The 10,376-nt window shown below is 66.0% G+C and carries 12 protein-coding genes; 6 read left to right on the top strand and 6 right to left on the bottom strand.

What is annotated here, in order from left to right; all coding sequences use genetic code 11:
• Positions 1 to 826: glycoside hydrolase domain-containing protein (locus SSO01S_RS15550; protein ID WP_157073808.1), on the top strand; the 826-nt coding region annotated here is incomplete at its 5' end.
• 7 nt (positions 827 to 833) lie between these two features.
• On the opposite strand, the gene mnhG is transcribed toward SSO01S_RS15550, so the two are convergent.
• The 6 genes from mnhG to SSO01S_RS15520 are packed head-to-tail and all read right to left on the bottom strand — an operon-like array spanning position 834 to position 6,825.
• Positions 834 to 1,193: a monovalent cation/H(+) antiporter subunit G gene (gene mnhG / locus SSO01S_RS15545; protein WP_066800765.1), complete on the bottom strand. Its 360-nt coding sequence runs from the start codon at positions 1,191 to 1,193 to the stop codon at positions 834 to 836.
• On the bottom strand, positions 1,190 to 1,471 hold the full coding sequence (locus tag SSO01S_RS15540) for a K+/H+ antiporter subunit F (RefSeq protein WP_066800756.1): 282 nt from the start codon (positions 1,469 to 1,471) through the stop codon (positions 1,190 to 1,192). The genes mnhG and SSO01S_RS15540 overlap by 4 nt, the downstream gene beginning before the upstream one ends.
• On the bottom strand, positions 1,468 to 1,953 hold the full coding sequence (locus SSO01S_RS15535; protein WP_066800753.1) for a Na+/H+ antiporter subunit E: 486 nt from the start codon (positions 1,951 to 1,953) through the stop codon (positions 1,468 to 1,470). Before SSO01S_RS15535 ends, SSO01S_RS15540 begins: the two co-directional genes overlap by 4 nt.
• The gene (locus SSO01S_RS15530) at positions 1,950 to 3,575 is read right to left on the bottom strand and encodes a monovalent cation/H+ antiporter subunit D (protein WP_066800750.1); all 1,626 of its coding nucleotides are present in this window, start codon (positions 3,573 to 3,575) and stop codon (positions 1,950 to 1,952) included. Before SSO01S_RS15530 ends, SSO01S_RS15535 begins: the two co-directional genes overlap by 4 nt.
• Positions 3,575 to 3,916, bottom strand: a complete 342-nt coding sequence (locus SSO01S_RS15525) for a Na+/H+ antiporter subunit C (protein ID WP_066800747.1) — start codon at positions 3,914 to 3,916, stop codon at positions 3,575 to 3,577. Before SSO01S_RS15525 ends, SSO01S_RS15530 begins: the two co-directional genes overlap by 1 nt.
• A complete protein-coding gene (locus SSO01S_RS15520; RefSeq protein WP_157073807.1) occupies positions 3,916 to 6,825 on the bottom strand; it encodes a monovalent cation/H+ antiporter subunit A in 2,910 nt (969 codons plus the stop codon). The genes SSO01S_RS15525 and SSO01S_RS15520 overlap by 1 nt, the downstream gene beginning before the upstream one ends.
• 188 nt (positions 6,826 to 7,013) lie before the next feature.
• Here SSO01S_RS15520 and SSO01S_RS15515 point away from each other — a divergent pair, with 188 nt between their 5' ends.
• The 5 genes from SSO01S_RS15515 (at position 7,014) to SSO01S_RS15495 (ending at position 10,194) form a co-directional block, all read left to right on the top strand.
• Positions 7,014 to 7,586, top strand: a complete 573-nt coding sequence (locus SSO01S_RS15515) for a YqaA family protein (RefSeq protein ID WP_066800741.1) — start codon at positions 7,014 to 7,016, stop codon at positions 7,584 to 7,586.
• Positions 7,587 to 7,687: 101 nt separating this feature from the next.
• A complete protein-coding gene (locus tag SSO01S_RS15510) occupies positions 7,688 to 7,924 on the top strand; it encodes a hypothetical protein (RefSeq protein ID WP_066800738.1) in 237 nt (78 codons plus the stop codon).
• A 255-nt stretch (positions 7,925 to 8,179) separates the two neighbouring features.
• A complete protein-coding gene (secE, locus tag SSO01S_RS15505) occupies positions 8,180 to 8,377 on the top strand; it encodes a preprotein translocase subunit SecE (RefSeq protein WP_066800735.1) in 198 nt (65 codons plus the stop codon).
• A 16-nt stretch (positions 8,378 to 8,393) separates the two neighbouring features.
• Positions 8,394 to 8,930 (top strand): transcription termination/antitermination protein NusG, encoded by a 537-nt coding sequence (nusG, locus tag SSO01S_RS15500; protein WP_066800731.1) that lies wholly within the window; start codon positions 8,394 to 8,396, stop codon positions 8,928 to 8,930.
• Between the two features lie 181 nt (positions 8,931 to 9,111).
• Entirely contained in the window at positions 9,112 to 10,194 is a 1,083-nt protein-coding gene (locus tag SSO01S_RS15495) for a phytanoyl-CoA dioxygenase family protein (protein WP_157073806.1), read from the top strand.
• Positions 10,195 to 10,376: the final 182 nt, after the last annotated feature.

Here is a 10,376-nt window from a genome sequence, read left to right as displayed (position 1 = left end):
GCCGGTGCCGCCCGCTCCCCCTCCGGCTCCCCCGGCGCCACCACCTCCTCCTCCCCCGCCCCCGCCTGCGCCGCCGGTGCCCCCGGTGCCCGCGCCGCCGCCAACACCGCCCGCGCCCGCTCCGGCTCCGCCGCCGCCGCCCGCGCCGCCGCCGCCACCCCCGGCATTGCCCGGCACGGTCCAGACCGCTGCTCCGGGCGCATCGGGCTTCGATACCGACACCGCGCTGGATGAAAGCAGCGCCAGCGCCTTCGTGGCGGACGGCTTCCAGTTCGCGATCCGCTACCTCACCCGCGATGCCGCCGAATCCGGTTCGGACCTCACGTCGCAGGAGGCGACCGAAATTCTGTCCGCCGGGCTGGCGCTGATGGCCGTGCAGCATGTCGCGGCCTCGGGCTGGGTGCCCAGCGCCGAGCTCGGAACCGAGCAGGGGCAATGGGCAGCCCGGAATGCCGCATCCGTGGGCTTCCCGCCCGATGTGACGATCTGGCTAGATCTGGAGGGTGTTGCCTCGGGCACTTCGTCCAGCGACGTGCTGGCCTATTGCGCCGCCTGGTACGCCGCCGTGCTGGCCGCCGGCTACGCGCCCGGACTCTATGTCGGCGCAAACTGCGGCCTCAGCGCTGACGAGATTTCTGCCACGCCATTCGAATATTTCTGGCAGTCGGGCAGCAGCGTCCCCGTCCCCGAACAGGGATATTGCCTGATCCAGACGATCGGCGGGGCAACGCTCTCCGGCGTGTCCTATGACAGCGATCTGGTGCCGGAAGATGGCCCCACCCCCCCGAACTGGCTCGCTCCGCTACCCCAAGACTCCGCGAACTAGAGGCGCGTCAGTTGCTGGCGTCGTCGTCGGTCAGCGGAACGTCGCCGCTTCCCGATGTCCGGTCGCGATACAGCGCCGCTCGCGCCAGCAGCATCAGCGTAACCGGCGTCGTCAGGCTGACCAGGATGAAGATCATCAGCTCGTGCACCAGCGTCTTGGACTGGAGCACCGAGAAGCACAGCATCGAACCCGTGACGATCAGCGCGACGCCCAGCGTGCTGCCCAGCGTCGGCGCATGCACCCGGTCGTAGAAGCTGCGCAGCCGCAGCAGGCCGAGCGAGCCGATCAGCGCAAAGGCCGCTCCGCCCACCACGAGCAGCCCGACCAGCAACGCGGCCCATACCGGAAGGTCAGGAGCCTCGATCATTCGATTACCTCGCCGCGCATCAGGAACTTGGCCAGCGCCACCGTGCCCACCGAGCCCAGCAGCGCGATGATCAGCGACGCCTCGAAATAGATCGTCCGCCCGGTCTGGATGCCGAAGGTAAGTAGCAGCAGCATCCCGTTCACGTACAGCGTGTCGAGCCCGAGGATGCGGTCCTGCGCGCGCGGGCCCAGGAAGGTGCGCCACGCGGCGCATCCCATGGCCAGGCCCAGCATGATCTGCGCCGCCGTGATGGCGATGGCGAGAGCGAGCGTCGTCATTGCGCGAAGATCCGGAGCAGCCGCGCCTCATAGCGCGTTTTGAGCAGGCGCACCCAGGCTTCCTCGTCGATCAGGTCGAGCACATGGATCAGCAGGACACCGCTGGTGCGATCGAACTGGACCCATAAGGTACCCGGCGTTGCAGTGACGATGCACGAAAGCACGGTGAGGCCATGGATGTTGGTGAGATCCAGCGGCACGCGGACAAAGCCGGATACGCGCGGCCTGGGGAACAGGACGGCGCGGGCGACCGCAAGGTTCGATCGGATAACGTCGGCCAGCACCAGCCCGGCGAGTTCCAAAACCGGCGTGACCGATGCCAGCCGCACCGGCTCGGGGCGCAGCGCCGCCATCGCGCGCGACGCGAGCAGCGCGACGACCGCGCCCAGTACGACATGCCCGGGGGATACCGACTGGTTGAGCAGCAGCCACATGATGAACAGCGCCGCCGCCAGCAAGGGATGGGGAATCCAGCGCTTCACTGCCCCGCCCCTCCCTGCGATGCGGTGCGCGTCGCTTCGGTCACCGAACGGATATAGCCCTCGCGATCCTCCAGCGAATATGCGGTGCGCTCCATGTAACGCATCACCGGCCCGGCAAAGACCATCAGCGCCAGGCAGATGCCGAGCAGCAGCCCGACCGGCGCGGCCTCGGCGAGGCGCAGCACCGGCTGCGGCTTCTCGGACGGTGCCCAGATCAGGTCGATCCCCGCGCGGCTGGTGGCGATTAGCGTCGCGAGACCGGATACGATGATGAGCACGATCAGCGTCCAGGTCGAAGGCGCGATTTGGTCGTTCAGCCCCAGCAGCCCGTCGATCAGCGCAAACTTCGCGATGAAGCCCGAAAGCGGCGGCAGCCCCGCGAGCAGCAGCGCGCACAGCATGAAGCCGCCACCCAGGATCGCGATCGTGCCCGGTATCAGCACGCCGATCTCATCCTCGGGCACATCGAGGATTACCGGATCCTCGTCGTCGAACACCGCTTCTACCAGCGCGGACGGGTCCGGCCCGATCTCATGCCGCTCGACGAGTTCGGCCAGCAGATAGAATGCGCTGATCACCAGCGTCGAGCTGACAAGGTAAAAGAGCACCGCGCCCAGCACCGCGCCCTCGCCCGATCCCAGGGCTGCGAGCAAGGTGCCCGACGAGATGAGCACGCTGAACCCGATCAGCCGCGAAAGCGATCGGCACGCGAGCACGCCGATCGTCCCGAACGCGATCGACGCCATCCCGCCATATAGCAGCCATTCGGCCCCGAAGCTGGAAAGCGGGCTGGTCTCGGTCCCGAACAGCAGCAGATAGACGCGCAGCACCGCATAGACGCCCACCTTGCTGAGCATCGCGAACAAGGCGGCGGACGGAGGCGCCGCCGCCGCATAGGTGGTCGGCAGCCAGAAGCCGAGCGGCCACATCCCCGCTTTCAGCAGGAATGCGACGCCCAGCACGCCCATCCCCGCCTGGAACAGCGCCATGTCCGATCCGGCGATCCCCGGAATGCGATTGGCGAGATCCGCCATGTTGAGCGTGCCGGAAACGCCGTAGATCAGGCTCACCCCGATCAGGAAGAGCAAGGACGCCGCCACGTTGATCGCGACATAATGCAGCCCCGCCTTCACCCGCGCCGCCCCCGATCCGTGCAGCATCAGCCCGTAAGAGGCCGCGAGCAGGACTTCGAAGAACACGAACAGGTTGAAGAGATCGCCGGTAAGGAACGCCCCGTTGAGGCCGACGAGCTGAAGCAGGAACAGCGCATGGAAACGCGGTGCCGCAGCGTCCCACCGCGCGGTCGAATATACCAGCGAGGTGAAGCCGATGATGTTGGTCAGCACCAGCATCAGCGCCGATAGCCAGTCGATCACCAGCACGATGCCGAATGGCGCGGGCCAATTGCCCACCAGATAGGTGCGCGTGGCGGTGGCGCCGTCCAGCCCCACTGCGATCAGGCTGCGCAGCAGCAGCACCGATACGATGATGAGCAGCAATGTGGTGACAATGCTTATCGCGCGCTTCGCCCGCAGGCGGCGCTCGCTCAGCAACAGCAGCACCCCGCTCGCGGCCAGCGGCAACAGGATCGGCGCGATGATAAGCTGATCGGCAAACGCCATCAGTCGGGCTCCTTGCCGTCGACATGGTCGGTGCCGGTCAGCCCGCGCGAAGCGAGCAGCACGACGAGCAGCAGCGCCGTCATCGCGAAGGAGATGACGATCGCGGTGAGCACCAGCGCCTGGGGCAGCGGATCGGAATAGTTTGCAGGATCGGCCACGCCGCCGCTTTCCACGATCGGCGGCGCGTTCACGAGCAGCCGGCCCATCGCATAGATGAACAGATTCACGGCATAAGAGAGCAGCGACAGCCCGACCACGACCTGGAAGGTGCGCGGACGCAGGATCAGCCAGATGCCCGATGCGGTAAGCACGCCGATGGCGAGCGACAGGACGATCTCCATCAGTCTTCCTTCACTGCGGCAGGTTGGGCGTTCGCGCGCGGCGTGCGGCTCGATTGATGGCCGAGCGCCACCAGGATCAGCGCGGTCGCGCCCACCACAAGGATGAACACGCCCAGATCAAACAACAGCGCCGTGGCCGCCGGAACCTTGCCCACCACCGGCAGGTCCAGATAGCTGAACCAGGTGGTCAGGAACGGATAGCCGAACAGCCAGGCACCTGCGCCCGTCGCAGTGGCGATGAGCAGTCCGGTGCCGATCCAGCGGATCGGGCGCACCCGCAGCCGACTTTCCACCTGCCTCGCGCCCATCGCCATATATTGCAGGATCAGCCCGATCGAGAGCGTGATGCCTGCGGCAAACCCGCCTCCCGGCATGTCGTGCCCCCGGATGAATAGGTATAGCGCGAGCAGCAGTGTGACCGGAAACAGCCACTGCATGATCACGCGCGGCACCAGCATGTAATCGCGCAGCGTATCGCCGACGCGGCGGTCTTCCCGCACATCGTCGAACGCGTTCTGCTGGCGCTGCTGCAGCGGCGGAGCGACGCTGTCCGCGGCCGGGCGGAAGCGGCGCAGCAGCGCGAATACCGTGATCGCGACGATCGCCAGCACGCTGATCTCGCCCAGCGTATCGAAGCTGCGGAAGTCGACCAGGATCACGTTGACGACATTGGTGCCCCCACCCTCCGGATAGGCGCGCGTGACGAACTCGCGAGAGATCGTGTCGGGCAATTGCCGCGTCATCACGGCATAAGAGAGCGCCGCCATCCCCGCGCCCGCGAGGATCGCGACCGTCAGGTCGGCGCCACGGCGGCTCAGCACGCGCCACGGCGATTGTCCCTCCGGCCATACGTCCTTCACGCGCGGCGGCAGCCAGCGCAGCCCGAGCAGCAGCAGCACGGTGGTCACCGTCTCGACCAGCAGCTGCGTGACCGCCAGGTCGGGCGATGACAGCCAGACGAAGCTGATGCAGCTCGCGAGCCCCGCGCCCGCCATCAGGATGAGCGCCGCCAGCCGGTGATATTTGGCCTGCCACGCCGCGCCGATCGCGCACGCCCCGCCAACCACCCAGATCACGGCGAAGCCCGGATCCACGATCGTCCCCGGATGGGTTCCCAGGCTGTAGCCATAGCGCAGGAACGGCAGCAGCGCCGCCAGCAGTGCGATCACCACGATAAGCCGCAACTGCATCTGCAAGCGGCGCGTGCCGAGCCTCTGTTCGATCACGCGGGCAGCCAGGATGATCGCGGCAAGCACCGAATCGAACACCTTGCGCCCCTTCACGCGGCGCATCAGCGGAGGGCTCTCGCGGCGGTTGAGCTGATCGCGGAAAATCAGATAGCCAACGGTGCCGGCGACAAGCGCGAACAGGCTCAGCAGCAGCGGCATGGTGAAGCCGTGCCAGATCGCCAGGCTGTATTCCGGCGTGCTGCTGCCCAGAACGGAGCGCGCGGCCAGGTCCAGGAACGGGCCGATCGTCAGCCCGGGCACCACGCCGATGACCAGACAGGCGAGCACGAGCACCTCGATCGGCAGCCGCATCCAGGGCGGCGCTTCCTCCGGCTGGCGCGGCAAGTCCTTGGGGGGCGGGCCAAAGAAGCACTGGTGGATGAAGCGCACCGAATACAGCACGCTGAATGCCAGCGCGAGCGTGGAAAGCACCGGCAGCGCCTGATCGATCACCGTGCCGCGATGATTCTCCAGCGCCTCTGCAAGGAACATTTCCTTGGAAAGGAAGCCGTTGAGCAGCGGCACCCCCGCCATCGCCGCTGCGGCGACCATCGCCAGCGTCGCGGTGATCGGCATGAACTTGAAGAGTCCGCTCAGGCGGCGCAGGTCGCGCGTGCCGGTCTCGTGATCGACGATCCCGGCGGCCATGAACAGCGATGCCTTGAACGTCGCATGGTTGAGCGTGTGGAAGATCGCGGCCACCAGCCCCAGCGGGCTGCCCAGCCCCAGGAGCACGGTGATCAGCCCCAGATGGCTTATCGTCGAATAAGCAAGCAGGCCCTTCAGATCCTGTTGGAACATCGCCGCCCAGGCGCCGAACAACATGGTCGCAAGGCCCATGCTGGATACCACCACATACCAGGTGTCCGTGCCCGCCAGCACCGGCCACAGCCGCATCAGCACGAAGATGCCGGCCTTCACCAGCGTCGCCGAATGGAGGTACGCGGAAACCGGCGTGGGCGCGGCCATCGCGCGCGGCAGCCAGAAGTGGAACGGAACCTGTGCGCTCTTGGTCGCGGCACCCAGCAGGATGAGGATCAGCGCGGGCGTGTAGAGGTTGCTGGCGCGGATGAGATCGCCCGAGGCGAGCACCACGTCGAGATCATAGCTGCCGGCGATCTTCCCGATCAGCAGCAGCCCCAGCAACAGGCACAGCCCTCCCGTGCCGGTGACGATCAGCGCCATTCGCGCCGCGTCGCGCGCGCTCTGGTTCTGGTGCCAATAGCCGATCAGCAGGAACGAGAAGAGGCTCGTCATCTCCCAGAAGAAGGCGATCTGGATCAGGTTGCCCGACAGCACGAGCCCCAGCATCGAGCCCATGAAGGCGAGCAGGAAGGAGAAGAAGCGCGGGACCGGGTCCTCGGGCGACATGTAATAACGCGCATAGAGGACGACCAGGAAACCCACTGCGAGGATGACGAAGGCGAAGACCCAGGCCAGCCCGTCGAGCCGCAGCACCAGATTGAGCCCCAGCGAGGGCAGCCATTCGAGTTCGGTCCGCGCAAGCTGCCCGCCCGATGCCTCTGCATAGAGCATTGCGGCTATGATCGCTCCGGCCAGCGGCACCGCCCCCGCCAGCAGCCCTGCCGCGTCGCGGGCGCGCGACGGCAAGAGCGCCGCGCCAAAGCTCCCGGCAAACGGGAGCGCCAACATCAGCCATAATAGAGCGTCACGCGACACCTTTTCTCCTTTTTGGTGGTCGCCGCCCACGGCAGCGTCGGCCCATCCATAAGGGTGAGACCGGTCGAGGCAACCCCGTTGGCCGGATAATTTCCGGATAAAACAACGCTGCGTGCCGTAGCCCGGGCTTGAACAGCGCGGGTGTTGCGCATAGGCGGGAAGCGATCGGCGGGCCCCGGGGATGGATTATGTTTCGCGCATTATATGACTGGGTGCTGCGCATGGCGCATCATCGCCGAGCCAACGGCGCGCTGGCCGCGGTCTCCTTTGCGGAGAGCAGCTTCTTCCCGATCCCGCCCGATGTGATGATGGTGCCGATGATCCTCACCCGGCGCGACCAGGCATATCGGATCGCGGCGATCTGCACCGCGGCATCGGTGCTCGGCGGCATCTTCGGCTATGCGATCGGCTATTTCCTTACCGAGCTGGCGCAGCAGATCCTCGAATTCTTCCGCCACAACGCCTTCGCCGATTTCACCGCGGCCTATAACAAATACGGCACCTGGCTGATCCTCGTGAAGGGGCTTACCCCGATCCCGTTCAAGCTGGTGACGATCGCGAGCGGCCTGTCGCACTTTCCGCTCGGCTGGTTCATCATTCTGGCGACGATCACCCGCGGCGCGCGCTTCTTCATCATCGCGGCTCTACTCAAGCGATTCGGCGAGCCCGTGCAGAAGTTCATCGAAGAACGGCTGAACCTCTTTGCATGGGCATTTCTGATCCTGCTCATCGGAGGATTCGCCGCGGTAGCATTGATTTAACCAACTCTCTTTAGCGGGCTTGAAACGACAGGCGACTCCTGTTAACTGTTCTAAGGAGTGCGCGTCTTCCGGCGGGCGCTATATCGATAGGGAGGTTTACCGTGTTCAAGAAATTTGCAGCGGCCGCCGCTGCGACTGCGCTGGTCTTTTCGGCCACCGCAGCTCAGGCGGGTGCCGCGTCGGCCCTCAGCGTGAGCAAGAATCGCGCCGCCACGGCCGCGAAGAAGGACAGCAAGGTTGTCGCCAGCCCGCTGCTCATCATCCTGGGCATCGTTGGCGTCGTCGGCGTCCTCGAAGTCACCGGTGTGATCAACATCGTCGGCTCCGACAGCCCGTAATCGCTACGGCTTGAGCTTAGCTAATGACTGGGCGCTCCGGCTTCGGCCTGGGCGCCCTTTTATTTTGCCCCGCTTCCCCGCCCCCGCTTATCGCGCCGCGCCGCCAGCGAACGCGGCTTGCACAGCCGCCAAAGCATCGCTAGATATCGCGCCCAATCCGATAGCGTGATGGGTATTCGCCGGTTCCTCTGGAGAGGAAGCGGCGGCGGACCCATGTCCCGCAGCGGACCAGATATTTTGGAAGCGAGGCCACCCGTGGCGAAGACCAGTCCGATAGAATTCGTCAAGCAGGTCCAGACCGAGACCAGGAAGGTCGTGTGGCCCACGCGCCGCGAGACGATCATGACCGGCGTGATGGTGATCATCATGACCACCTTGCTCGGCATTTTCTTCATGGGCGTGGATACGTTCTTCGACGTCGTCGTCCGCTTCCTGCTCAGCCTCGCCCAGTAAAGTTCAAGGAATCCACATGTCGCGCTGGTACATCATCCACGCTTATTCGGGCTTCGAGGGCAAGGTCCGCGATCAGATCATGGCCGATGCCACCCGCATGGGGCTCGATCGCTTCGTCGAATCGGTCGAAGTGCCTACCGAGACGGTGACCGAGGTTCGTCGCGGCAAGAAGATCCAGTCCGAACGCAAGTTCTTCCCCGGCTATGTGCTGGCGAAGCTCGACATGAACGACGACGTCTATCACCTGGTGAAGAACACGCCGAAGGTGACCGGCTTCCTCGGCAGCATGGGCAAGCCCCAGGCGATCAGCGAGGCTGAGGCCGCACGCATCCTCAACACCAAGGAGGAAGCCGCCGCCGCGCCCAAGGCGCGCGTCAATGTCGATTACGATATCGGCGATACGGTCAAGGTCACCAGCGGCAATTTCGCGACCTTCTCGGGCGTCGTCGAAGAGCTCGATTTCGACAAGAGCCGCGTCAAGGTCTCGATCTCGATCTTCGGCCGCGCCACCCCGCTCGAGCTGGGCTTCGAGGATGTCGAGCGCATCAAGTAAGCGCCGCGCCGCACCAAAGCGATCACACAAGGGCCGGGGCGAAAGCTCCGGCCCTTTTGCTTGGCGGCCGCCCCCCGCGCCGCCGCCCGGTTAACCCGATATAGAAGTTCCTCCGCCAATAGAGCGGCGGGCCCGGCGCATTCCGGGCCATCGTGTCTATCGGTTGGGGCAGCAGGCTGGCATGCGCGAACTCACGGTTTCCCACGATTGCGCAGCGTTCGAAGTCCCCGCCATCCTCGATGCCCATGGCAAGCTCACGCCGGACTGCGCCCGCCAGGCCCGCACGCGCATCGACACGCACGGCCTCGTCATCCTCACCGGCCTGCTCTCCGCCAGTGAAGCCGATGCGGGCCTCGCCCTCATCCATGAGACCATCGACGATCCCGATCGCGTCCGCGGCGCCTTCGCCAGCGAAACCGATAACCGCTATCTGCGCCGCGATTTCTGCGCGCTGCCGTCCACCCCGCCCGTCACCGCCTTCGCGGCCACGCTCGCCCAGCGCCTCGAAGCCGTGCTGGGGGAATATTGCGGCCGCTCCCGCCCGCTGCTCGAAGTCACCACCCTCACCAGCTATCGCGGCTCTTCGCACCAATATGTCCACCGCGATCCGATCGGCGTGATCAGCCTGCTCGTCGCCGTGGAGGATGTGTCGCCCGCACAGGGCGGCACCGTCTTCGTCCCCGGCACCCACCTATATGGCGGCTCCGAAAGCAGACAGGGTGGCCAGGCCCATGCGCTGACCGAGCTGTTCCGCACGCGCTGCAACTATCGCATCCTGCGCCATAACCTCGCAAAGCTCTGGCGGATGCGCAAAAGCGCGGATGCCCCCCTCGCCCCCGGCGAGTTCCGTGACCGGGTGTTCTCCACCAAATGGGATCAGCACCAGCCCAATCTGCTGCGCTTCCTGCTCGGCAAGAACGCCCAGTTCAGCCTCCGCACCCTCGGCCCGCGCACCCTGTGGAGGCTCTACCGCCAGCGCGCGGCGCTCGACGCGCACTTCCGCCTCGTCCAGACGGCGCCGCGCAAGGGCAGCGTCATCCTCTATCGCAGCGATCTCCTCCACGCCGGCCCGGACAACCGCTCCCCCCAACCCCGCCGCGTCTTCAGCATGAGCATCGCCCGCGACCTGGTCGAACCCAAATTCTGGTCCGACGGCTATTCGCCCCATCCCACGCTGGTGGAAGAGCCGCTGTCCCTGGGGGACTTGCTGGATCACGCCCTACCCGCCCCGTCCGGAGCGACCGACCGCCGCCGTATCGCCTAGGCCGTAGGCTAGCGGTCCATTGCGGGCGTCAATACCCTCCTGCTCCCCTCTCTTCGTCACCCCGGGCCCGCCCCGGGGTCCCGCTTCTTCCTTACACTCCGCCAGCGCGTCCCAGGCAGCTCTCGCGGCTGGTGCTGAAAAACTGCCAGATCGCCCTCATTCCTCCCCTCCCCGGGGGGGGG

The organism is Sphingomonas soli NBRC 100801 (genome assembly GCF_001591025.1).
In the GTDB taxonomy this organism is placed as follows: Bacteria; Pseudomonadota; Alphaproteobacteria; order Sphingomonadales; family Sphingomonadaceae; genus Sphingomonas; species Sphingomonas soli.
The sequence above is the reverse complement of the archived record's forward strand: the minus strand, read 5'-3'. Positions and strand labels throughout refer to the sequence as shown.

Bases quoted from the DNA above. Each gene is read 5' to 3' on its own strand.
- mnhG (WP_066800765.1), bottom strand. From the start codon at position 1,193: ATGATCGAGGCTCCTGACCTTCCGGTATGGGCCGCGTTGCTGGTCGGG.
- SSO01S_RS15515 (WP_066800741.1), top strand. From the start codon at position 7,014: ATGTTTCGCGCATTATATGACTGGGTGCTGCGCATGGCGCATCATCGC.
- nusG (WP_066800731.1), top strand. From the start codon at position 8,394: ATGTCGCGCTGGTACATCATCCACGCTTATTCGGGCTTCGAGGGCAAG.
- SSO01S_RS15525 (WP_066800747.1), bottom strand. From the start codon at position 3,916: ATGGAGATCGTCCTGTCGCTCGCCATCGGCGTGCTTACCGCATCGGGC.
- SSO01S_RS15540 (WP_066800756.1), bottom strand. From the start codon at position 1,471: ATGACGACGCTCGCTCTCGCCATCGCCATCACGGCGGCGCAGATCATG.
- SSO01S_RS15530 (WP_066800750.1), bottom strand. From the start codon at position 3,575: ATGGCGTTTGCCGATCAGCTTATCATCGCGCCGATCCTGTTGCCGCTG.
- SSO01S_RS15495 (WP_157073806.1), top strand. From the start codon at position 9,112: ATGCGCGAACTCACGGTTTCCCACGATTGCGCAGCGTTCGAAGTCCCC.